This is a genomic window from Halobacteriovorax vibrionivorans, from assembly GCF_003346865.1.
In the GTDB taxonomy this organism is placed as follows: domain Bacteria; phylum Bdellovibrionota; class Bacteriovoracia; order Bacteriovoracales; family Bacteriovoracaceae; genus Halobacteriovorax_A; species Halobacteriovorax_A vibrionivorans.
Genome location: NZ_QDKL01000001.1, coordinates 374,893 through 396,848 on the forward strand (window position 1 = coordinate 374,893; position 21,956 = coordinate 396,848).

At 35.3% G+C, this 21,956-nt stretch carries 24 protein-coding genes; 8 read left to right on the forward strand and 16 right to left on the reverse strand.

The window, feature by feature from the left end; genetic code table 11:
* Positions 1-73: 73 nt before the first annotated feature.
* From DAY19_RS15190 to sppA, 11 genes are all read right to left on the reverse strand, one after another.
* Positions 74-247 carry a hypothetical protein gene (locus tag DAY19_RS15190; protein ID WP_158536743.1) on the reverse strand — a complete coding sequence of 58 codons (174 nt, stop codon included), beginning with the start codon at positions 245-247 and terminating at the stop codon, positions 74-76.
* 68 nt (positions 248-315) lie between these two features.
* The gene (locus DAY19_RS01880; RefSeq protein WP_114705488.1) at positions 316-1,863 is read right to left on the reverse strand and encodes a sigma-54-dependent Fis family transcriptional regulator; all 1,548 of its coding nucleotides are present in this window, start codon (positions 1,861-1,863) and stop codon (positions 316-318) included.
* 130 nt (positions 1,864-1,993) lie between these two features.
* Positions 1,994-3,328: a TolB-like translocation protein gene (locus DAY19_RS01885; protein ID WP_114705489.1), complete on the reverse strand. Its 1,335-nt coding sequence runs from the start codon at positions 3,326-3,328 to the stop codon at positions 1,994-1,996.
* An 8-nt stretch (positions 3,329-3,336) separates the two neighbouring features.
* Positions 3,337-4,026: a TonB family protein gene (locus DAY19_RS01890; protein WP_114705490.1), complete on the reverse strand. Its 690-nt coding sequence runs from the start codon at positions 4,024-4,026 to the stop codon at positions 3,337-3,339.
* A gap of 88 nt (positions 4,027-4,114) precedes the next feature.
* On the reverse strand, positions 4,115-4,528 hold the full coding sequence (locus DAY19_RS01895) for a biopolymer transporter ExbD (RefSeq protein ID WP_114705491.1): 414 nt from the start codon (positions 4,526-4,528) through the stop codon (positions 4,115-4,117).
* A 9-nt stretch (positions 4,529-4,537) separates the two neighbouring features.
* Positions 4,538-5,236: a MotA/TolQ/ExbB proton channel family protein gene (locus tag DAY19_RS01900; RefSeq protein ID WP_158536744.1), complete on the reverse strand. Its 699-nt coding sequence runs from the start codon at positions 5,234-5,236 to the stop codon at positions 4,538-4,540.
* Entirely contained in the window at positions 5,236-6,039 is an 804-nt protein-coding gene (locus tag DAY19_RS01905; protein ID WP_114705493.1) for a hypothetical protein, read from the reverse strand. The genes DAY19_RS01900 and DAY19_RS01905 overlap by 1 nt, the downstream gene beginning before the upstream one ends.
* A gap of 1 nt (position 6,040) precedes the next feature.
* Entirely contained in the window at positions 6,041-6,916 is an 876-nt protein-coding gene (locus DAY19_RS01910; protein ID WP_114705494.1) for a hypothetical protein, read from the reverse strand.
* Positions 6,916-7,338: a hypothetical protein gene (locus tag DAY19_RS01915; protein WP_120405311.1), complete on the reverse strand. Its 423-nt coding sequence runs from the start codon at positions 7,336-7,338 to the stop codon at positions 6,916-6,918. Before DAY19_RS01915 ends, DAY19_RS01910 begins: the two co-directional genes overlap by 1 nt.
* On the reverse strand, positions 7,305-8,534 hold the full coding sequence (locus DAY19_RS01920; RefSeq protein ID WP_114705496.1) for a hypothetical protein: 1,230 nt from the start codon (positions 8,532-8,534) through the stop codon (positions 7,305-7,307). Before DAY19_RS01920 ends, DAY19_RS01915 begins: the two co-directional genes overlap by 34 nt.
* A 10-nt stretch (positions 8,535-8,544) precedes the next feature.
* Positions 8,545-9,504 (reverse strand): signal peptide peptidase SppA, encoded by a 960-nt coding sequence (gene sppA / locus DAY19_RS01925; RefSeq protein WP_114705497.1) that lies wholly within the window; start codon positions 9,502-9,504, stop codon positions 8,545-8,547.
* A gap of 159 nt (positions 9,505-9,663) precedes the next feature.
* Here sppA and DAY19_RS01930 point away from each other — a divergent pair, with 159 nt between their 5' ends.
* Positions 9,664-9,936 (forward strand): hypothetical protein, encoded by a 273-nt coding sequence (locus tag DAY19_RS01930; protein ID WP_114705498.1) that lies wholly within the window; start codon positions 9,664-9,666, stop codon positions 9,934-9,936.
* 10 nt (positions 9,937-9,946) lie between these two features.
* Here the strand turns inward: DAY19_RS01930 and rlmN are convergent, their stop codons facing one another.
* Complete coding sequence (gene rlmN, locus DAY19_RS01935) at positions 9,947-11,011, reverse strand: 23S rRNA (adenine(2503)-C(2))-methyltransferase RlmN (RefSeq protein ID WP_114705499.1); 1,065 nt, start codon at positions 11,009-11,011, stop codon at positions 9,947-9,949.
* A gap of 145 nt (positions 11,012-11,156) precedes the next feature.
* Between rlmN and DAY19_RS01940 the strand changes: the two genes are divergently transcribed.
* Positions 11,157-11,996, forward strand: coding sequence for an endonuclease/exonuclease/phosphatase family protein (locus DAY19_RS01940; RefSeq protein ID WP_133296862.1), 840 nt, complete (start codon positions 11,157-11,159; stop codon positions 11,994-11,996).
* A gap of 103 nt (positions 11,997-12,099) precedes the next feature.
* On the forward strand, positions 12,100-12,942 hold the full coding sequence (locus DAY19_RS01945; RefSeq protein ID WP_114705501.1) for an endonuclease/exonuclease/phosphatase family protein: 843 nt from the start codon (positions 12,100-12,102) through the stop codon (positions 12,940-12,942).
* Here DAY19_RS01945 and DAY19_RS01950 read toward each other — a convergent pair.
* Complete coding sequence (locus tag DAY19_RS01950; protein WP_114705502.1) at positions 12,932-13,312, reverse strand: hypothetical protein; 381 nt, start codon at positions 13,310-13,312, stop codon at positions 12,932-12,934. The two genes, DAY19_RS01945 and DAY19_RS01950, sit on opposite strands and share 11 nt — an antisense overlap.
* A 2-nt stretch (positions 13,313-13,314) precedes the next feature.
* The gene (locus tag DAY19_RS01955; RefSeq protein ID WP_114705503.1) at positions 13,315-15,042 is read right to left on the reverse strand and encodes a hypothetical protein; all 1,728 of its coding nucleotides are present in this window, start codon (positions 15,040-15,042) and stop codon (positions 13,315-13,317) included.
* A gap of 182 nt (positions 15,043-15,224) precedes the next feature.
* On the opposite strand from DAY19_RS01955, the gene DAY19_RS01960 reads away from it, so the two are divergent.
* Together DAY19_RS01960 and DAY19_RS01965 are read left to right on the forward strand one after the other, a co-directional pair.
* Complete coding sequence (locus DAY19_RS01960) at positions 15,225-16,367, forward strand: acyl-CoA dehydrogenase family protein (protein WP_158536745.1); 1,143 nt, start codon at positions 15,225-15,227, stop codon at positions 16,365-16,367.
* 131 nt (positions 16,368-16,498) lie between these two features.
* Positions 16,499-17,341 (forward strand): hypothetical protein, encoded by an 843-nt coding sequence (locus tag DAY19_RS01965; RefSeq protein ID WP_114705505.1) that lies wholly within the window; start codon positions 16,499-16,501, stop codon positions 17,339-17,341.
* Here DAY19_RS01965 and DAY19_RS01970 read toward each other — a convergent pair.
* Both DAY19_RS01970 and DAY19_RS01975 read right to left on the reverse strand, forming a co-directional pair.
* On the reverse strand, positions 17,338-18,030 hold the full coding sequence (locus tag DAY19_RS01970) for a hypothetical protein (RefSeq protein WP_114705506.1): 693 nt from the start codon (positions 18,028-18,030) through the stop codon (positions 17,338-17,340). The genes DAY19_RS01965 and DAY19_RS01970 overlap by 4 nt on opposite strands.
* A gap of 131 nt (positions 18,031-18,161) precedes the next feature.
* Positions 18,162-18,341 carry a hypothetical protein gene (locus DAY19_RS01975; protein WP_114705507.1) on the reverse strand — a complete coding sequence of 60 codons (180 nt, stop codon included), beginning with the start codon at positions 18,339-18,341 and terminating at the stop codon, positions 18,162-18,164.
* A 203-nt stretch (positions 18,342-18,544) separates the two neighbouring features.
* Here DAY19_RS01975 and DAY19_RS01980 point away from each other — a divergent pair, with 203 nt between their 5' ends.
* From DAY19_RS01980 to DAY19_RS01990, 3 genes are all read left to right on the forward strand, one after another.
* Positions 18,545-19,702: an acyl-CoA dehydrogenase family protein gene (locus DAY19_RS01980; protein ID WP_233500231.1), complete on the forward strand. Its 1,158-nt coding sequence runs from the start codon at positions 18,545-18,547 to the stop codon at positions 19,700-19,702.
* Positions 19,702-20,928, forward strand: coding sequence for a glucose-6-phosphate isomerase (locus tag DAY19_RS01985; protein WP_114705508.1), 1,227 nt, complete (start codon positions 19,702-19,704; stop codon positions 20,926-20,928). The genes DAY19_RS01980 and DAY19_RS01985 overlap by 1 nt, the downstream gene beginning before the upstream one ends.
* 114 nt (positions 20,929-21,042) lie before the next feature.
* Complete coding sequence (locus DAY19_RS01990) at positions 21,043-21,948, forward strand: GGDEF domain-containing protein (protein ID WP_114705509.1); 906 nt, start codon at positions 21,043-21,045, stop codon at positions 21,946-21,948.
* The last annotated feature ends 8 nt before the right edge of the window (positions 21,949-21,956 follow it).

Sequence of the window (21,956 nt, forward strand, 5' to 3'; positions counted from 1 at the left end):
TTGAAAACTAAGATGCCCGTAAAATACGGGCATCTTATATTGTATGATATTTTTGCGACTTTTTGACAAGATTTTAAGATTTTTTCTTTCTTCCTCTTTTCTTTACAGGAGTAGTAGCAACTTTTAGAGCTTCGAACATCTTCTTAGCTTCAGCTCTTAAGTTATTTTCATAGATAAAGCGGTAAAAATTCTCTAAATCTGGTGAATTTCTGAAGTTCTTCGGTAGTCTATTGTCTTCTGTTGACATGGTTTCTCCTTATTAGACTAACATATTAACTTCAAAAACACGCTTTATCAATTCTGTTTAAACTTCTTTTAAGCTTCCTTAGCTTCAATCATTCCGTAGCTATGCAGCTTGTTATAAAGAGTCTTTACAGTAATACCAAGAACTTTTGCTGTTTTAGTCTTGTTACCACCTAAGTGCTCAAGTGTATGACAGATATGCTCTCTCTCAATTTCACCAAGCGTCATTTCTCTAAATACTCTAATCTCTTCTTTTTCTTCATTAATTTCTTGTTGCTCAACTTTAATGCTATCAGCTAAGTGATCTCTTTCAACAATCATTCCTGGTGATAGAACATAAGCTCTTTCCATGATTGACTGAAGCTCTCTTACGTTTCCTGGCCAATTGTAATCTTCAAGAAGTTTTACAACACCTGGAGACATCGACTTTTGTGTTTCAGCTGACTTTCCAAGGTTAAGGAAGTGGTTAGCTAGAACTTCGATATCAGACTTTCTTTCTCTAAGAGATGGTACTCTTAGACCAATAGTTGATAGATTGTAGAATAGGTCTTCTCTAAAAGTTCCTTCCTCTACTCTTTCTTTCATATTATGTGCTGATGCAGCAATAATTCTTACGTTTGATCTTAGTTTCTCATGAGTTCCAACTCTAGAATAAGCTAGGTCATTGATGAAGCTCATTAGTCTTGCTTGTACCTTTACAGGCATTTTTTCAATATTATTGATGAAAATTGTTCCACCATTAGCTGCTTCTAGGGCACCTTTCTTTACTCTAAATCCTCTAACAGCATCAACTTCTTCTTTTCCAAAGATTTCTGCTTCTAAGTAGTCATCGTTCCCCATTGAACAGTCTACAACGATGAATGCGTGGTTCTTTCTTTCTGATCGACAGTGAATTCTTCTTGCGATCATCTCTTTACCAACACCAGTTTCACCGGCCATATAAGAGTTAACATCTGATGCTGCTACACGATCAACAGCAATTAGAAGCTCTTGCATGATTTCTGATTTACCAATGATTTCTTTCTCTTGAGTAGTTGAACGAGAAAGGTTTACACCTGGTACAGAGTTCTTTAACTCATGGTCTTTTTCTTCAATTTTTTGCTTAAGTGACTCATTTAAGAATTTAGCTGAAAGATACATCTTCATATTCTTAAGTGGCTTTTGGATAGCATTTAGTCCTTCAAGCACAGTATTGATATCTTCTTTCTTAAAATTAACTTCTTCGTTATTACCTTTAAAAGAGATTGTTCCGATGATTACTCCGTCGATGATCATTGGTACACATAATTCAGAGTGTGAATTTTCTTCTTTAGTAGAAGCAAAAAGTGGATCTCTTTGTACATTATTTGAAAAGTAAGCTCTCTTAGACTTAATTACATGTCCAACAGCTCCTAGTCCTTTTGAAACTCTCTTAGCGTTTTTAACTGCCTTAGCATTCTTAGAAACGATTCGACAGCTTCCATCTTCGTGAGCAAGGTTGATGATGATTTCATCGCATGCAATCTCTGATTTGAAGAATTTTGATAACTCACTAAAGAAAATCTGCTCATCTAAAGTTGTAAGAAGAGTAGACAGTAGGTTTTCAATTTTTGTTGATTCTTTTTTCATTTCGATTGTCATGTAAAAACTCCCGTGTATTTTTTATTGTGTGTGTCGCACAGTGTTAAACTATATTCATGATACAGTGCGTCTGAATTTTTTACAAGACTAAAATACTCGGGTGTTCAAAAAAAATATAGATATACAGTAATTACAATGACTTAAGCCATCTACCACTTGTACACTTTCCGAAGTTTGAGGTTAGTGGACCCAGGATTTTACCCCAAGTGTCCATAATATAGACATTCTGAGTGGCCTTAGATTGTGAAATTACCCTCAAACTTGTAAAAATAATGAACTGTCCATCTTTTGAGTACTCAGGATCCTCATTTGAGCCGAAATCCTTCGTTAATCTCACTAGGTTTTGGCCATCGGCCCCTACCTTAAACAGGTCAAAACGGTTATCAAGCCAGCTAGAGAAGACAATCTCAGAGGCATTTGGGTGAAATCGTGGAGTCGCATTATACTTTCCAACGTAGCTGATACGCTTTACATCCTTCTCTATTCCAGAGGGATCCATCGTATAAATCATTGGTTTACCAGGTCTTCCAGAAAGGAATGTAAGGATTGTCCCCTCTGCATTAAGAGATGGGTCCACATCTGGTGCAAATTTCTTTGTTAATCGCGTAAGCTTTCTTGTCTTTAAATGCATACGATAAAGTTCTGCATTTCCTTGGTGAGAAAGAGTTAAAATGATCTCTTCCCCATCGTTAGTAAAGATTGCACCAGAGTTAAGACCTTTACGTTTAGAAAGGATCTTTGTTTTTCTAGTCGCAACATCGTAGATCATAAGGTTTACGTTCTTCTTTGCACCTTTTACTGACTCATCAATTAAGCTGTAAACAATCTTACTTCCATCATGAGAAACAGCAGGAGAGATAACAACTCCGTTGTGCCAAGTAAGTCTCTTTGGGTTTGCACCGTCAAAGTCCATGATGAAAAGCTCTTTCTTTCCTTCTGGTAATTTGTGATCTGAAACAAATACAATCTTATCTTTAAAGATTGATGGCTTTCCTACAATAGCGCGATAAAACTTGTCTGCAATTTCATGGATTGCACTACGGTTATTTTGATCATATGCAATACTTCCTGTTACTAATTCTTTTTCGTTTGAAGTATTCCATAAACGATACTCTAGATTTGTTGTCCCATTATCACGGTTAACACGAAAGCGAGCAAGAAAGTTTGTCTCCTTTGCTTTATAAGTAGAGAATCGTACATTATCAAAAGATGTTTGAGAGATTCGTCGTGGTAGAACCTGAAAATAATTTGAATAGAACTTAAAATCATTTCTTACGATATTTATGTAATTTTCAGCAGCTTCTAATTCATTAGGCGTAAATGCACCCTCAGAGAAGACTTTTTCAACTAATAGGGTTTCTTTTACAACTTCTGCTTCACCAACGGAAACAACAGTTAGCCCATTTTCAGCTAAAACATTTGTAAATAATAGTAATGATATAAAAACACTTAAAATATACTTCATTGTACCTCCTATATAGGGAAGGCCAGAACAATTTCTCCAGCGACTAACCTATTGGTGATTTCCTTATCTGGTCTAGGGAACTTCTTAACGGAACGAATTGAGCTAATTGCTTTATTATCGTATTCTTTATTACCACTAGACTTTATAATTTTATAATCTAATAACTTTCCTTGGGCATTAATAAAAATTTGCACATGACAAGATAGCTCTAAATTTGCAAGATAAGCTGGAAGCTTCCAATATCTTCTAACCTCTTCCATTACACTTAAAACATACTCATCAAATGCACCTTGAGCCTGGACACTACTTGTTCCAGTATATGAGCTACCTTCACTTAATTTATTACCAGCAGCGATAACACCGCTATAATCAGTATTATCTTCGACTTCTTCTATTTTTTTAACTTTCTTTCTAGGCTTATTGTCTTCTTTAACATCTCTTGTGGCATATTTAGAAAGCATATCGGCCAATGACTTTGTTTTCTTTTCTTTCTTTAAAATTGCCTTATCACTTCCACCTGTGTCTTTCATTTCAACCTTAGGTTTTGCCACTTTATTCTTTGGTGGTGGGCTTAGTTTCTTTAATTCCTGATAAGTCATCTTAGGCATGGCCACAACATCAACCTTAATGGCTTTTCCAATGACTCTCATTTTATTAAGGTTTGCTTTCTCTGGATCAAAAGGAGTTCCTAATTTCATGATCGAAAATAGATACAAAGCCGCCACTAAGAGAACGTGTCCCCCTAATGATATTGAAATGTATTTATTAAAATTATTTTCGATAATTCTATTCCTCTAATTCTGTTACCAATGCAATATTGTTAATATTATTTGATTTCAGATATGACATGAGTTTTGCAACTTTTCCATATTCTAACTGATAATCAGCTCTTAAAAATAAAGTCTGAGACTTTGTTTCCTGAAGCTTCAAATTTAAAACCTTTATAAGTTCGGCCATTAAGATCTTATCTTTACCAACATAGAACTCTTCAGAGTTCGTAAAACTTAAAACAACTTGAGACGAACTTAAGTTCATGACATTCACTTCCTTAGTTTTTGGAAGAGTTAGTTCAATACCATTAAGCATAAGAGGTGCCGTTATCATAAAGATAACAAGGAGAACCAGCATAACATCCACGAGGGGTGTTACGTTGATTTCTGACATTGGCCCATCGCCATTTCCACCTGTATTCATTCCCATGAAATACTCCTAAGACTTTGAAGAAATATAGCGTTCTACTTCATTAATAAATTGATTACTAAAAATATGAAGTTGTTCTCTAAGTTTATTTCTTCTTTGACCAAATTTATTAAAGTACCAAGTTGCAGGAATCGCTGCGACTAAACCAACTGCTGTAGCAACTAGGGCCTCAGCAATACCAGGTGCAACAGTCTCTAGTGTCGCTCCACCACTAGCAAGCCCTGAAAAGGAATCAATAATCCCCCAAACGGTACCAAATAAACCAACAAATGGAGTAATTGATCCAATTGAAGCTAATGTTGTTAGATTTGAACTCATCGTCTGATCGACTTCAACAACTTCATTGCTAAGAGTACGCTCCATTGATTGGTTTGCTATCGAAGCATAGTGTTCTTTAATAGCAGCATAATTTTCACCCAGAGCAATTTCTGTTTTCTTTAGTTCACGATAACCAGAAAGAAAAACTCTCTTTAGAGGACTTTCTTCAATGGTCTGTGCATCGTGATATGCTTCTTCTAATGAAGTTACTCCACTAAAAAAGTTTTTAAAGTCATTATTGGCCCTTTCCGCTTTTTTGAATGCAGATAGCTTTTGAAAGATAATTGTCCAAGACAGCACTGAGGCTGCAACAAGTAATAGTAAGTCGATTTTTACGACAATACTAGAATCAAGTAAGATTTGAAAAATATCTAAGTTGTGACCTTGCACTATACTTCTCCTTGCTTACGTAAAAAATATGAGTAAGCGATTGTTACAATTAATAAACTTATGGCCGGCATTAGCAGGCTCGTTAAGCGTGAGAAAAACATCGAGTAATATGTCCCCCACAATGGATCATGACCTAAGAATGCAAAAAGCGGAACAAAGACTATTGATACAAAGATCATTCCCTTTAAGACTGAATAGTTAAATAAATACAGATGAATATAGGCCATATAAAATAATAAGAGGTGACCAATTTCTAAACTTGTATTTCTTGGAAAAAGAACAAATAAAGAAAGATAAACAAAAGATCCTTCAACAAATATATGAAATAACCTTCCAACTCCCCTTTTCTTCTTTAGAAATAATTTTGAATTTAAAAAATCAAAGAAGAAAAAGGCAAAAATTAAGATATTGTGGATAATTAACTGAAAAACAGAAAATTGAACATTCTCTAAATGACTTGGACGAATAAAGAATAAGAACACCAAAATTGAAGCAAACGATACTAAATAAGTAGGTGTCGTAATATTATTATACCAATCAAAAGAGAGCTGACTTCGAATATCCTTAATTCGAATATCTGAAAATAGATATGCTGATGCAAAAAATCCCAGAATTCTGGCCATCACGAGTAGTTGCCATGAAAAGTCATATAGCCAATTTTCTACAATTATCAATTTATGGCCAAGACGAAAGTGAAAGAACGAAGCTATAGAAACTAATATAAAGTAAATTACCCAATACATAAAAATTGAGATTGCATACTTTGAGGTATAAATAGCTTTTTCTTTGGCGAATAACTTCATATTAATTAGTCGTTGGGTCTATCCATTTTAGCTGTAATTCAGGTGATGGATAAATCTTGGAATAATGCTTATAAAGTAAGTTCCCCTTTGTTAAAGAGTCGATCTTCTCTAATAGACTATAGTAATTCTTCCAATATTTAGGATTATTTTTCAAAATAACATCCATTTTCTTCGTTACTGTAAACTGATCTTTAAAAGAAAAGCCAGAGTTAAAAGCAATATCAGAATACTTAGCTAGAACCTTTTCAAATGCTTCCTTTGGGAATTCTTTCTTATAAAAGTTACTATTCATTAACTTCAATAATGTCGCATCATCGAATTTACTAATAAATTGTTCATTTTCTAGTCTTAATAAGTCCTCAAACATTAACAGAGATATTTGAAGTTTTGATAAGTCCATAGCACGGATAAATGGAACACTTACAACAAAGAGATAGTCTTTTCTTGAAAGTGGAAAACCAAAATGCGTGATATTTGCAGAGTTCACATACAGAACTTTAAACTTTAGGCCAAAGTAGCCAACTTCTTTTAGAAAGTTTTCAAAGTACTCAGTAACTCCAAATTCAGGTTTATGAAAATCCCACTTTAGTAGGTTTACATTTTTGACAAGCCAATACTGAGTCATAATTTCCCAGAAGTGTCTTCCTCCTGGTGTATTATAGAAAGCCTTCTTCTTATCTTCGATCGAGTCTTTCTTTTCCTGAGCTTTAATCTTTTTCTTCTTGGCAACTTTTTCAAGGCCATCTTTTTTTAATACTTTTTGAATTTTATTAAAATTAACAAATTCATTTTCGACAGGTAGTTCACTTTGATCTGACTGAGCAAATGGAGATGAAAAAGATGTAAGAATAAATCCTAAAATTAATAACCTTTTCATTATCGACTCTCCCCTCTTCTTAATAGATCCTGGAGACGTCCCCAATAGTGAATTTCAGTTACACCGATTTCAATATTATCAAAGAAGCGGCGATATAAATCCTGCCAGCATTCTTGTGGTTTTGTTTTCGATAAAACATCCACACTCATAAAGCCTTGGTAATTAGAATATTCAACATTGTAGAAATTCGACAGCGGAGCACTTTTTACATAAAAAGGTTGTCCACACTCAAAAGTTGAAAGAACCCTTGAGAACTTCGATGGATTTTGATGTAGCTGAGAGTATACAGTATTCACGTAATAAATCGTCTTCTTAACATTAGAAGATTTATCACTCTTTGCTTGCCCAAAAGCTTGGGTTGCAAATAATAGAATTAGAATAGTTTTCTTTATACTTTCCATCTGAATTGTATCGTTTCCCATTCATGACATTGTGGACAACGCCAAAAAATATCATCTGAATTATAACCACATTCTCGACAATAGTGCTTTGTAACTGTTTGGCGCATATTATCGAGTAGTCCTTTCATTTGTGTAACAGCTTCTTCTTTTTTACCGAGCTCAATTAAGATCTTAATATATTCAGACTTAAGAGCATCAGAAGTTGTATTCTCACCTTTTTCCCAAGCACTTAATAATTCATAAGCTTTATGGAGTTGGTGTTGTTGTTTAAAAAGTCTAATCTTAGTTAAAATGATCGATTCATTTGAAAGAAGATCAGCATCATTTAATTCTAAGAAATATTCAACGACTAAATTAAGTCTCTTAAAATACTTTTCCTTCTCATCTTCACTTCCTTTAAATCCTTCTTCTAAAGACTCAAAAGCAAATGAAGCATACATTGGTTGCTCTTTTAAAAGCTCTAATAAGTTAAGCTTAGCCTCATCAACATTACCTTCATGAAGAAGAATTCTAAGCTTTAATATTTTGGCCGATACAGAAGGAGCAAAACGAAAGCCATCTTCTAAGTCTTCAGCCGCTTTTGAAAGCTGTCCGTTCTCAAATTGTTTCTTGGCCTTTTGAACAAGAATATGAGAAATCGTTTCGGATTGATTTTCGTGTCCTACTTTCGATAGCATAATGCGATAATTATATGCCTGATCCCAGTCACCAATATCTTCATAAATTCGACAAAGAGATTGAATAACATCAAATTCATCGCGATTGATTTTTAAAACATCTTTATATGTTTCAATGGCCTTATCAACGAAGCCACCTTTATCAAAATCAATTGCTAACTCTTTGAGAGCTCTTATTCGATCAGACTCAGAGATATTATCCCTTGCGATAAGAGAGCGGTGAATACTAATGGCCTTTTCAATTTCACCATTGCTTCGAAATAGTCCACCAAGCGCGAAATATGTATCGATTGTTTCACGGTTAATATCAACAGCACTAAGGAATTCTTTAATAGCAAGATCACGATTACCTGAGATTAGATATTGTGTAGCATTTAAGAATACTTTTGACTGAGCTTCGAAAATAGAATTTCGATATCTTTTTGAAAGTTTTACACCTGTATCCTTCTCACTAAAGTAGTGATAAATCAGGATAAGAGTAAAAACAAAGGCCACAACAGCTAATATATGATCTTGTAGCCAATTTAAGTAGATATGCATTATACCTCAACTATTTGTACATGATATTCGTCGAATTGCTCATTTTCACATATTCAACAAAGCTAGAAACAGCACCCTTCACATCCTCTAGATCTTGAATAAGAGAGAAGAAGTTGCTTTTCTTTTTAATTTTAATTTCACTTAGGTTTAAGTCACCTTCAAGCTCAAGTGTTTTATGCAGACCACGTGCACATGGCCAAAGTCCAACAAGATCATCTACTAGACCAAGCTTTTTAGCTTGTGCTCCAGAAAAAACCTGACCTTGAGCAACTTCATTAATTGGTGAAGTTAAGCGCTCTTTTCTTTGCGCTGATACGTCATCTATAAATTGCTTATGAACATCTAAAGTCATTCTTGTCATAAGTTCTCTTTCTTCTGGTGTCATGGAACGATTTGGCTGACCAATATCTTTATAGCGACCAGCTTTAATTGTTTGTGGGTTTACCATGGCGAATTTATATAATTCTGATAAATCAACAAATTGCATGATTACACCAATTGAGCCCGTAAGAGTTCCTGGTGAAGAGCAAATCTTCTCTGTAGCTGCGCCAATATAATAACCACCGCTTGCAGCAATTGATGAGAAAGAAGCATAAATAGGCTTAGGTTTTTTTGTTATTTCTTTATACTGACCAACTCCTCGAATACGAAGAATTTCTTGATAAATTTCTTGAGTTGGAGCAACAGCTCCACCAGGTGAATTTACTCTTAAGATAATACCTTTTACTGCTTCATCAGCTTCTGCCTTATGGAGAAGTTCAATGACTTTCTTAGACTCCATAATGACACCCTCAACTTCAATGAGAGCAATCTTATCTTTTGATTTCGTTGATGATGATGCAATGTAGTCGTTGCTACCCTTAAAAATATTTACCGTATATACTGAAAATAAAATAAGCACGACAAAGAAAACCGCCACTAAGGCCATAAGGCCCACAACTGCACGATCTTTTGATTTATTATTCGACAAAGCATCCTCCCTGAGCTTATAAAACCATACCTCTATCTTCCCAGAAATATTGGATTTCGTAAACTTTTTAACATGTTACAAACTTGCCTATTAAAGTAAATCTGCTGCATTCCGAAAAGTATATTGGATATTAACCTAATGGGAATATGTGAGGATTTTATGAAATCAGTAAACTTTAAACTTTTGGTATTTACTACCTTAGTAATACAGTCGGGTTTATGTTCTGCTGAGAAATATGAAGCACCTGCATTTTTTCACTCAGAATCAAAGAAGCCCATCTCATTTAAGCAGAAAGTAGTTAACAAAAAAGCTACAGTAAAATGGCAAGATGGTTATACTGTTGATCAAGATGAGCAAGCGGAAAAGTCAAAACGTCTTCCATCATCAAAGAATTCAAAAGTTAAATACTGGGATTACGAGAATAAGAAATAATCGTCTTTAATTAGTCCCAAAGATTCGCATCTTTTTCAAGCTCACTCTTTAGCTGTCCACATGCTGCAAGGATATCACTTCCCTTTGTCGTTCTAATAGTCGTCGTTATTCCACCATCTTCTAGCTGGTTTTTAAACCAATTGATTCGACTTACACTTGGACGCTTGAAGTTTGATTCTGGATATTCATTAAATGGGATTAAGTTTATTTTTGAAACCTTTTTTGGGAGTAGATTCAAGAGAGCTGTCACATCTTCGGCTCGATCATTATACTGATCAATTAATAAGTATTCATATGTGATATAACGATGTGCTTTTAGCGGAATTTCCTTAATGGCACCAAGAAGACGATCTAAATCAAATGCCTTATTAATTGGCATTAATTCAGTACGAATATCATTATGGGCAGCATGTAGAGAAATAGCGATATTCACAGGCGGAAAATCATCTAATTTCTTAATCTGAGGAACAAGTCCGGAAGTTGAAATCGTAACTCTTCTTTGAGAAAGACCTAATGCCTTTTCATTAACCATTAGCTCAGTTGCTACTTTTACATTTTCAAAGTTATGAAGAGGCTCACCCTGTCCCATAAAGACGACATTTGATAGACGCTCTTCTGGCCCAACCTTATCACGTAGAAACTTTGTTACGGCCAGGAATTGACCAATGATCTCACCTGCTTCCAAGTGTCTCATTAGGCCCATTGTCCCAGTATGACAAAAGGTACAACCAATAGCACAACCAACTTGAGAGGAAACACAAAGAGTCTTACGGTTTGAACGAGCAGGAATCATAACAGTTTCAACTGTCTTATCATCTCGCATGGCCACAAGAAATTTTCTCGTTCCATCCTTTGATAGGCCATTCCATACAATTCTAGGAAGGTTAAAATCAAAGTTTTCAAGCAGAAGATCTTTTAGATTTTTGGAAATATTTGTCCAATTTTCAGGGTTAAACTCATATTTTTCATAAACCCATTTAAGAATCTGAGTGGCCACAAAAGCCTTTTGACCATTGCTTTCAAGAAATGATTTTAATGACTTAGGTGAAAGTGAATAGAAAAGTGGCCTTTCCATTAAATACTCCAAAAAATGCTAAGTGCTATATATATGGTCAGTCCATAATATTTACAAGCTTGTCTGTAGTTTTTTTGCGATTTCAGCTAGATTTATAGTTAGATTTAGAAGAAATACAATAAAAAACAGTGAAAAAGGATTCGATTTGAAAAAGTTAAGCATTTTCATGATTTTAACAACATTCATTAATATCAATGTTCATGCAGGAAATAACCTAGCAAATCTCATCTTTAAGGTTCCGGCTAAATCTCAAATATTAGAAACAAATAGTTCTATTAAGTGCCAAGACTGCACAATTCCAGAGCGCTTTACTATATCTGTTTGGAATATGTACAAAGGTAGTGAACCAAGTTGGCCAAGAGAATATCAATCAATGGATGCGCAGAGTGATCTTATATTAGGTCAAGAATTTCTTCTTTCTGGGGATATGAAAACAGAACTTGAAAACCCAGTTAATTCAGAAGTTGTTATGGCCACATCTTTTATCAATACTAAAAAAGAAGCAACAGGTGTCTTCACATCTTCAAAAGTTAGTTCAATTTCAAAAAAAGCATACCGAAGTCAGTCACGTGAGCCTCTAGCAAATACACCAAAGATGGGACTTGTAACAAGCTACCCTCTTTCAAATGGCAAAGTCCTTACTGTCGTAAATATTCATGCTTTAAACTTTGTTGGAATAATTCCTTTCTATAATCAAGTCTCTGAATTAATTGATGAGGTGAAAGATCTAGAAGGTCCAATTATCTTTGCGGGCGACTTTAATACTAATACTCCATCTAAAACGATTTCAATGAATCTACTTTTTAAAGCTCAAGGCTTTAAGAAAACTGAATTCTCTGGAAATGATGATCGCCTTACTTTTCTAGGGCAAAAACTCGATCATTTCTGGTATCGAGGACTCCAACTACTAGAGGCCCGCGTCTTAAATGAAAATGAAGGATCGGATCATAAACCAATGCAGGCTACCTTTGAAGTCAGTTATTGACACTATATCTAAGAAAAAGAAAATTTCACCTCTCTATTTTTGCTTAAATACTAAAATTTAGAGATAATCTTAGAAATTAATATTTCAAACAAAAGGATTTGTTATGAAAATGCTTATGATAAGCATGCTAATTTCTATGGTATCACTACCTGCTTTTGCATCAGTAAATAATAAACACTCTTTCATTCACAAGATTCCAGCTAAGAATAAGATTATTGACTTTCACCAAGGACTTTCTTGTCGTGATTGCTATTTTCCAAATGAGTTCAAATTAACTGTATGGAATATGTATAAAGGAAAGAATGAAAGCTGGGCAAATGACTTTGATGATCTCATGTATGAAAGTGATATCTTGCTAGGACAAGAGTTTAAGCTTAAAGGTGAAATGAAAGATAGACTTATAAACCCTTTTGAACAAGAGGTGATTTTAGCAACTTCATTTATTAGCTGGCGTAAGTATAAAACAGGTGTAACAAATATTTCTAAATACCCGACAGTACAAATAACACCCCTAAGAAGTAAGGTGAAAGAACCTTTTATTCGCACACCAAAGCTCTCTTTAGCAAGCAGTTATCGTCTTGAAGATGGTAGAGATATTACTTTTATCAATATTCATGCAATCAATTTTGTAAGAAAGAGAAAGCTTGAAAAGCAACTTAAACAAGTTATTGAATATATCAAAACAACTTCCGGACCAGTTGTATTTGCAGGAGACTTTAATACAAATTCTAAAAAGAAAATTAAGATGATGAGAAAGCTATTATCAGAACAAGGTTTTACTGAAGCTAGCTTTACTGGCCAAGATAAAAGAATGAAATGGCTTGGTAATAAATTAGACTATATTTGGTATCGTGACCTAGAGCTTATTGAAGCCAATGTCCTTGGACATATTCAGGGTGCAGATCACAAGCCTCTGCAAGCAAGCTTTAGAATTCCTATCGAATAATATTCGATAGGAATCCCCTTTTTACTCGATCAGGGTTTTCTAAAATATTTCCGTGTTCAATAAACTTATCAATTAAATCTCCAATCTTATTTGAAGCTTCTAGAGAATTATTAAATGCCTCTGGAGATATAAGGCAAACCTTATCTTGTTTGAATTGTTCGCTTAAATCGTAACTAAACTTCGTCAGCTCTTCTTCATCAAAGAAACCACTGATATACCCATCTGATGTAACTTCAATTCTTTGATCTAAGTCGAGATCATGAAAGTTGATCGATGTTTTAAGAGTAAATAATGCACGAATCAAAAAGAGATTAACCTTTTCACTATACACGTAACTTACATAGAGAATTTTATCTTCACGTGATGCCATAATTACTCCGATATAATCCCAAAGTCTAAAGAGATTGTCCCCTTAGGCATAAAACTTAATTCAATCTCATGAGGAGTATTCGTGATTTCAACATGATTTTGATCGATCATTTTTTGAAACACATATTCCGAAGGATACTTTAAGCTTAATTTCTGTTTATAACTAGAAGGATTAAAGAAACTAACTCTTTTAACCTTGTCATACTTTAAGTCTGAAGAGGCCACTCCTCTTTCCTGCCACTTGTATCTGATTTCACCACTATGAGAAATCTGGCAAGAGCTATGGCCAATACTTGTTGTCACTTTCTTCCAGAAATTATCGAGTTCATCATCTGAGCTTTCTGAAAAGTCATCACTATTAAATATTAATAATCTTCCCTCACCCATTGTGATGGTATTTATCTCTGTTAGATAACGAATTTTTTCAACACTTAATTCATTTTCAAGATAGAAGGATTCAAGTCTTCTTTTTAGGGCCACATCGAGCTTTGCAATATCAATAATAACCTTTCCACCACTCATAAAGAGCTTAAGCACCTTCCCCAATCTCTCAGTCGATATCTCACTTCCATTAAAGTAGAAGAATTGAAATGAACTTTCGACATAGTCTTCCCAATCAAAATTTTCAATATTAGAAAATCGGTAATCCCAACTAAAGTGCTTCTTACAGAAGTCTAAAAAACCAGATGTTGCAATTTGATCCTTACTTCTTTGATCCTTTACATTGTGAAAGATATTGACGGCGCTTGAGGCCTTAAAAATAAAATCATTATCCGCAATTATCGTTTTTTCATTAAAAAACTCATCTAGGCGAGATGAATTAATAACCTGCTTTTTCAAGTCAGAATAAATACCAACTTTATTGCGGTTAGGAAGTAAAATAGAAGAAGGCATAATGCCATTATCGAGACTCTTTAGTGCATCATCGATAATTTTAGTATCACTAATCTGATCTAGCATACGAGCTTCAATTGAATTCATCTCCCCTTCTAAGAAAGAGAAGTTCTTCACTCCCTGCCAATTTTCTTTTAGTGAGTTCTTAGAAATATCTTCATAGATACTTGAGATCGTATCATTGTATTCAATAATAAAATCCTGCTCTTGATCGGCCGTAATCTTGTCTAGTTTTAACTCAGCTTTTTTCATTTCAATAAATTTGGAAAAACCACTATTAAAAGCAACTGATCGATCATAGAGATAAGAGCGAAAATAGCCATGAGTATAATGACCACAATTAGCACCCCAAAGAGGAGCTTTTATTTCGTTCTTTTCAAAGTATTCAGAAAGCTGAGAACAAAATCTTGAAAAGCCTTTATAGACACGAGGGTCATAAAAGCTATAGAACTTATGTATTGTTCCTTCACTATCTGCACTTGCTCGATTAATTCCATACTCATCACAGCTTGCCGTACGGGCCAAGAGATATGGAATACCACCATTTGGTAAATAAGGAACAGGAGTAATCGGAAGTAAAAAGATAATCTCTTTTTCTAGCTCACGACAGATATCATAGAGTCTTTTGAAGTCCGTTTCGGGCTTTTGATCCGCAAAGTCGATCTTATCCCCAGTGTCCGTATGGAAACTCCAATTAATTGGTACGATTATCTTATCAGTTAATGACGTTTTCTCGATTTTGGACTTCCACAGGGAAGCGGAAGTTTTCCAATAGAAGAACCAATTCTCCCCTGGAAATACCGTGTCCTCATCCTTGACTACAGGTGTTGTAAGCATCTATCTACTCCTTAAAAAAATTGTAGGGCATGTGAATCGCTTTGACAATTTCAAGTACTTACAAATTTCACCTACTTAATCAATATATTGTATTGTCAAAAAACATTTACCCTGCCGTTTGCCATTGGATGTAAGACACGGTAAGTTATTTCGACTAAAATATGACAGAGGGGAACAGATTTATGTGGTATTTCACAGAGGAAGAGAAACAAATCCAAAAAATGTGTCGCGACTTTGCTAGACAGGAGCTTGCTCCAGTTGCAGAAAAGCATGATACAGAAGAAAGCTTCAACATGGATGCTTTCAAGAAGATGGGTGAAATCGGAGTCCTTGGTATTACTGCTGATCCTGAATACGGTGGTGCAGGAATGGGTGCACTATCAGCAACGATTGTTATGGAAGAATTTGGAAAGGCCTGTGCTTCATCTACTCTTTCATATCTAGCTCATTCAATTCTTTGTGTTAACAACATCGAAAACAATGCTTCTAAAGAACAAAAAGAAAAATATCTACCAAAACTAATCACTGGTGAGCACATCGGCTGTATGGGAATGTCTGAACCAGAATACGGATCAGATGCAGTTGGTATCCAAACAAAAGCTGAAAAGAAAGACGACCACTATCTTCTTAACGGTACTAAGATGTGGATCACAAATGCTCAATACGCAGATATCGCTTACGTATACACAAGAACAGGAAAAGAGAGAAAGAACCTTTCGACTTTCATCCTAGAAAAAGATAAAGGTCACTTTGACTTTGGTAGCCCTATCCACAAAATGGGAATGCGTGCATCACCTACTGGAGAGCTAATCTTTGACAACTCTAAAGTTGGACTTGAACAACTAGTTGGTAACGAAGGTGATTCAATTTATCACATGATGAAAAATCTTGAGATTGAAAGAATCACAATTGCAGGTATCTCACTTGGTATCGCACAAGCTTGTGTTGATCAGTGTATTAAATATGCTAACGAAAGATCACAATTTGGAAAAAATATTGGTGAATATCAAATGATCCAAAAAATGATCGCAGAGATGGCAACAGAAACTGAAATGATGAGAAACTTCCTCTACAACGTAGCTTACCGTTACGATCAAGGAGAGAAAGGTCCAGTAGTTGCAGCTCAGGTTAAACTTGCGATTCCAAAGATGGCAACTAAGATTGCTCTTGATGCTATCCAACTTCACGGTGGATACGGTTACTCAAGAGAGTTCCCAGTTGAGCGTATGATGAGAGATAATAAGCTTAATGAGATTGGTGCTGGGACAAATGAGGTGATGATCATGATTATCGCCAAGAACCTACTCAAGGCCGCTCAAGCGTAATTCAGAATTCAATTTTCATATAACAGGCCAAGTAGTTTCAAGTACTTGGCCATCTATTTCGATAAATATTACAACTCCATTGCGACGCGCAAAAACGTTAGGTAGTATCCCTCAATTCGATGGGAGGGATAATGAACAACAAAATCAAAAAATTAATACTTCTTGCTGCTGTTTCAACACAGGCACTTGCACTTGTAAAAGTTGATGGAAAAGTCGATGTCTATAATTGTAATGAGTTAAAGCGTGGCCAAGAAATGAGAGTAAACTTCTCACCAAGCTTCAGTCGTACACGAGTTGAGATGAAGTACACGCTTAAGCGTGCAAACGTTGCAGGCGAACACTATCTCGCTTATATCAATTTAAATATAAAATCTGATAATTCCAAATTACGCACTCGTTTACTTAGACATATTAAAAGCTGCTATGAAACCAAAGGATCAAACCTTGTTGATGGTGCAGGAAGAAGATTAAGTTTAAGACTATGGGATAAGAGCACTAGAGTTGATAAACCACCAAAGGTAAATATCGGTCTCCAAGGTAGAGGTGCTCGTTCAAATTCGAGAAATTACGCTGTTGATTTATCTTGTGGAACTGTTGTTCATGAAGCACTTCACTTAATGGGCCTAGTAGATGAATACGAAGAAAAGTGGAATGCTTGGAATCCAAATATTCTTGCACGTGTAACATCGAAACCAATTGTGAGTACAAGTACAGGTGCACCTGTTGCAATGAATTGTCGTGTCTTAGGAGCTAAGCACTCCGTCATGAGAAACCACGGGTATTTGAATTATAGAAAAGACGTAATATTCACAAAGCATATGGACACAATTATTTATGCAAATTGTAAGCCTAAGAATAAAGATGTTTATTCATGTATGAAGAATGCTTATCGAACAACAGAGGACCATGGTGGATTCTATGGCTGTCGAGAGATGGATAGTTCATGCTTTGATGAAAATTGGCAAGGTTATTAAAACTCCATACTACTATCGTGCCACTCTCCTACCTCTAGATCACCATGGCTTGATTTAGCAGGAACAGCTTTAAGACTCTTATTTACTTTTTTAAATGACTTATAATTTACCACATGAGTACTTGCTGAAGCAGGTGCTCTTGTTTTGATCTTATCAACTTCGGCCATCATCTGACGTCCCATCTTTTTAATCGTTCTAGTACTATCTAGATTGTGAGCATCAAGTCTTTGCTGGTAATCCTTTTCTATTTGAGCAAGCTTAGTCTTATATTGAAGCTCGGTCATTTTTAGCTTTTTAAGTTCCGATAATTCGTTTGATACTTTAGTAAGATCACTCTTACTCTTAGCGACGATGGCCTTTAAAGACTCAATATGGCTTTTCTTACTATCAAGTGTCTGACTAGCAATGGCCTGAATTTTCTTATCGGCCATATATTTCATCTTTTCCATTTTAAGCTTATCAAGCTCTTGAGACATACTTGAGATGATTTGATTTTTCTTTTTAAGTTTTACACTACTTTGATACTTACCATAACCTAATAGTAGAACACCCACTAAAAGAGCTATATTTGACGTCGAAAAAATAGATGCACTACTCTTCTTCGACTTTGTTCTAGATTTGCGAAGCTTCTTCGTTGTCGTTGAATACTTCTTAATACTGTCTGGTCTAAATTCTTTTAAAGTTTCCATGTACCTATTTTAAGTAAGATCTGGAAATTAACTAAGGATATTAAGCGTGAAAGAGTAAAATTAGATACTTAGAGTAATTTTTGGGAGTAGATCCTAGGCCAAAAAAGTTGGCGGCCTAGGACAATATTGGCCTAACGACCAAGAAACTGGTTAGCAAATTGCTTTGCCATAGGATTAATAAGTAAATGCATGATTGTGATAACTGCAAAAGACGTGACAATTATCATGTAAGGAAACGAATTCGTTAATTCAAATTCTTCGGCGCTTGTGGCTTTAGCTCCATGGCCTAAATTAACATCATGTTGTCTCATAGTATTCTCCTTGCTAGCGCGTGGAAGGGAGTTTCACCCTTTTCTATATTGTAACGTAGTTTTCCACTAAATAAAACCTAGTGAAATGGTTATTATGATAACCTATTGTAATCACGTACTAAAAAAACAGACTTAGATCATTAAATTCATAAAATTTAACCATTTAAGATTTATTTGGTAGTGTATGTGGATTTTAAAATTAAATGAACAATTCTAAAGGTTTAGCTATGAATGATATGCAAAAAGAAATCGTTGAAGGCCTAAAGCGCTTTCGCCTAGAAAAAATAGAACCTCTAATGGAGCACGATGACTTTGAAGGTAAATTCCGTATGGAAATCTTCAACGAACTTGGAGAACTTGGCTTTACAGGAATGACAGCTTCAGAAGAATACGGTGGATTAGATTTACCATGTCAGGATTATAGTTACGCACTTGAAGAGATTGCAAAATCATCAGTTGCCTATGCTGTAACAATCTCAGTTTCATCAATGGTACAAACGATTATCAATACTTTTGGAAACAAAGAACAAAAAGAAAAATACCTACCTCCTCTAACGAGTGGTCAGGCCATTGGTGCCTTTGCCCTATCAGAGTCAGGAGCAGGCTCAGATGCAGCAAGTTTGAAAACTACAGCTAAGAAAGTTGAAGGTGGATATATCCTTAACGGTTCAAAGCTTTGGATCACTTCAGGTGGAATTGCTAAAACTTATGTTGTCATGGCAAGAACTGGTGGAGAAGGAGCAAAAGGCGTTTCTGCATTCATCGTTGAAGATGGAACAGAAGGTTTTACTTACGGTAAGAAAGAAAAAAAGATGGGTTGGAATATCTCTCCGACTCGTGAACTACTTTTCGAAAATTGTTTTATCCCTGAAGAAAACCTGCTTCAAAAAGAAGGTGAAGGTTTTAAAGTTGCCATGAGTGGGCTTGATAAAGGTCGTGTTGCGATTGGCTCAATCTCAGTTGGTTGTGCTGGGCGTGCTCTTGATGAAGCAATTAAATATTCATTAGAAAGACAGCAATTTAAACAGGCTATTTTTGACTTCCAGGGACTACAATTCATGATGGCCGATATGGCCTGTGATGTAGAAGCTGCAAGACTACTAGTTCAAGCAGCAGCTAAATCAATTGATGATGGAAAGTCTAATCAAAAACTTGCTTCAATGGCAAAAATGCGCGCAAGTGATACGGCCATGAAAGTAACAACTGATGCCGTCCAGATCCTTGGTGGTGTTGGTTATACGAAAGAATATCCAGTTGAGCGTTTCATGAGAGATGCTAAGGTTCTTCAGATCGTTGAAGGGACTAATCAGATTCAAAAAGTTGTTATTTCAAGACAACTTAAAAAGGAATATGGGCAATAATGCAAATCGAATTTAATTCATATATCCAAGAATCTGATAAGACAGATTTAATCCAAAAGGAAGTTGATAACTTTCTTGCATCGGAACGTTTCGATTTTGTTAAAACGCTATCTGATAAAAAATATCAAAATCAATGTCATACTATCTTTGAACGCTTTAAAGATCGCTCACACTTTGTTCAAATTGGTATTGGTGGAAGTTCACTTGGGCCAGAAATGTTAATCTCGGCACTATCAAAGAATACAGACCGCACATTTCATTTTATAAATAATATCGACCCAGATAAAACTGCTCAGCAAATCAATCAGATTAATTTTAAAGATGCCCTTTTCTATGTTGTATCAAAGTCTGGTGGAACTGCTGAAACACTCGCATCATTTGCCATTATGGTTAATGAGCTCAAAAGTCATGGTGTAAAAGAAAGTGAGCTTGCTAATTACTTTGTCTTTGCCAGTGACCCATCAACATCTCAATTAAGAGAGCTTGGTGATGACCTTGGAATTACAACTTTAGATATCCCAACAAATGTTGGTGGCCGCTTCAGTGTTCTTACTCCTGTAGGATTACTACCTGCTCTATTTGCCGAAATTGATATCGAAGAATTATGTCGTAGTGCTTTTTCATTTGGAAGTGAATTATCAAATCTTGATAGCTTCAAAAAAGCGGTATCCATGATTTTAAATCATCATGAAAATGGTTATGACCAAACTGTCTTTATGCCTTATTCAAGCCGCTTAAGAGACCTTTCGTTTTGGTTTATTCAGCTGTGGGCAGAGAGTCTTGGGAAAAAAGACAAAGATGGAAAAAGAGTTGGACTAACACCAATTCCAAGCTACGGTGCAACAGACCAACACTCACAGATGCAATTATTCATGGAAGGCCCACTTAATAAAGTGATGCTTCTAATAAATATCAAAGAAAGTGAGCACGATTTAAAATTAGAAAATCAATTTGATCACCCAAAACTTCAAAAGCTCAGTGGATTCACTTTGAAGAATTTAATGGATTCAGAGTTTTTTGGAACAAAGAAAGCACTTGAAGAACAAAACGTTCCACATATTGTTTTTAATATAAATAAACTTAATGAAGAAAACTTGGCCAAACTAGTTATATTTTTTGAATTTTTAACGGCCGTCACAGGTTTTTGCCTAAAGATTGACCCTTTTAATCAACCAGGAGTTGAGGCCGGGAAAATATATAGTTTTGAATGGCTTCATAACCTATGAGAATTACTCGGTTTATCCACATAGAAATGTTTTCCAATCTTGATTAAAATTGGGCCAGTGGTTAAAATTTACGGGTATATAACGAACTTCATAAAGTATTGAAAGGACAATTTAATGAGTGATGACGCTACTCTAGTTTTAACTGATATTAAAGCAGCCTTAGCTTCGGCAAATAAAGAAGCTGAAGATAAGCCAGCGGCCCTTCTTGTAGTAGGAGGAGAACTCAACGGAACTCTTTTTGATCTTACAGAACAAGAACTTACTGTTGGCCGAAGTGCAAAGTGTGAAATCCCACTAGAGTTCAATGGTATCTCTAGAGAGCACTTTAAGCTTAACGCTACTGAAGAAGGTTATAATGTAGAAGACCTTGGTTCACGTAATGGAACTTTTTTAAATAATAGTAAAATCGAAGCTCCTACTGAACTTCAAAAAGGTGACATTATTAAAATGGGTGCTATTGCACTTAAGTATCTCCCAAAAGGAGACCCAGAGAGGCTTACTTACGACAAGCTTCAACTAGAAGCTAATACAGATGGATTAACTTCTTGTTATAATAAGTCATACTTTAATAAGAAACTTGATTTAGAAGTAAAGAAATCAAAAGTAACGGGAACTCCCCTATCTTTAATTGTTTTCGATCTAGACCATTTCAAAAAACTTAATGATAACTACGGACACGATGCTGGTGATTATGTTTTAAAAGAGCTAGCTGAAGTTATTCGTACAAATGGAATTAGAGAAACAGATATTTTTGCTCGTTATGGTGGTGAAGAATTTGTTGTTTTACTTCCAAAAACTAATATTAAACAATCATACGAAATTGCTGAGCGCCTAAGAAAGGCAGTTGAAACTCACGATTTTATTTACGACGATAATAAGTTGCCTGTAACTGCATCTATTGGCGTTTCCGACTACAGACAAGGAGTTAGTAGCGGGACAGATCTTTTTAAAAGAGCCGATGCTGCTGTCTACAAATCCAAGGAGGGAGGAAGAAACCAGGTTAATTTCTATCGCGACTAGTTCGTACT

What these genes read in the sequence shown, in the direction of transcription:
- DAY19_RS01905 (WP_114705493.1), bottom strand. Translation starts at nt 6,039, where the DNA reads ATGAAGTTATTCGCCAAAGAAAAAGCTATTTATACCTCAAAGTATGCA.
- DAY19_RS01885 (WP_114705489.1), bottom strand. Translation starts at nt 3,328, where the DNA reads ATGAAGTATATTTTAAGTGTTTTTATATCATTACTATTATTTACAAAT.
- DAY19_RS01910 (WP_114705494.1), bottom strand. Translation starts at nt 6,916, where the DNA reads ATGAAAAGGTTATTAATTTTAGGATTTATTCTTACATCTTTTTCATCT.
- DAY19_RS01890 (WP_114705490.1), bottom strand. Translation starts at nt 4,026, where the DNA reads ATGAAATTAGGAACTCCTTTTGATCCAGAGAAAGCAAACCTTAATAAA.
- DAY19_RS01975 (WP_114705507.1), bottom strand. Translation starts at nt 18,341, where the DNA reads ATGAGACAACATGATGTTAATTTAGGCCATGGAGCTAAAGCCACAAGC.
- DAY19_RS01955 (WP_114705503.1), bottom strand. Translation starts at nt 15,042, where the DNA reads ATGCTTACAACACCTGTAGTCAAGGATGAGGACACGGTATTTCCAGGG.
- DAY19_RS01965 (WP_114705505.1), top strand. Translation starts at nt 16,499, where the DNA reads ATGAACAACAAAATCAAAAAATTAATACTTCTTGCTGCTGTTTCAACA.
- DAY19_RS01980 (WP_233500231.1), top strand. Translation starts at nt 18,545, where the DNA reads ATGAACAATTCTAAAGGTTTAGCTATGAATGATATGCAAAAAGAAATC.
- DAY19_RS01920 (WP_114705496.1), bottom strand. Translation starts at nt 8,534, where the DNA reads ATGCATATCTACTTAAATTGGCTACAAGATCATATATTAGCTGTTGTG.
- DAY19_RS15190 (WP_158536743.1), bottom strand. Translation starts at nt 247, where the DNA reads ATGTCAACAGAAGACAATAGACTACCGAAGAACTTCAGAAATTCACCA.
- DAY19_RS01960 (WP_158536745.1), top strand. Translation starts at nt 15,225, where the DNA reads ATGTGGTATTTCACAGAGGAAGAGAAACAAATCCAAAAAATGTGTCGC.
- DAY19_RS01945 (WP_114705501.1), top strand. Translation starts at nt 12,100, where the DNA reads ATGAAAATGCTTATGATAAGCATGCTAATTTCTATGGTATCACTACCT.
- DAY19_RS01930 (WP_114705498.1), top strand. Translation starts at nt 9,664, where the DNA reads ATGAAATCAGTAAACTTTAAACTTTTGGTATTTACTACCTTAGTAATA.
- DAY19_RS01985 (WP_114705508.1), top strand. Translation starts at nt 19,702, where the DNA reads ATGCAAATCGAATTTAATTCATATATCCAAGAATCTGATAAGACAGAT.
- DAY19_RS01970 (WP_114705506.1), bottom strand. Translation starts at nt 18,030, where the DNA reads ATGGAAACTTTAAAAGAATTTAGACCAGACAGTATTAAGAAGTATTCA.
- rlmN (WP_114705499.1), bottom strand. Translation starts at nt 11,011, where the DNA reads ATGGAAAGGCCACTTTTCTATTCACTTTCACCTAAGTCATTAAAATCA.
- DAY19_RS01990 (WP_114705509.1), top strand. Translation starts at nt 21,043, where the DNA reads ATGAGTGATGACGCTACTCTAGTTTTAACTGATATTAAAGCAGCCTTA.
- DAY19_RS01915 (WP_120405311.1), bottom strand. Translation starts at nt 7,338, where the DNA reads ATGGGAAACGATACAATTCAGATGGAAAGTATAAAGAAAACTATTCTA.
- DAY19_RS01895 (WP_114705491.1), bottom strand. Translation starts at nt 4,528, where the DNA reads ATGGGAATGAATACAGGTGGAAATGGCGATGGGCCAATGTCAGAAATC.
- DAY19_RS01950 (WP_114705502.1), bottom strand. Translation starts at nt 13,312, where the DNA reads ATGGCATCACGTGAAGATAAAATTCTCTATGTAAGTTACGTGTATAGT.
- DAY19_RS01880 (WP_114705488.1), bottom strand. Translation starts at nt 1,863, where the DNA reads ATGACAATCGAAATGAAAAAAGAATCAACAAAAATTGAAAACCTACTG.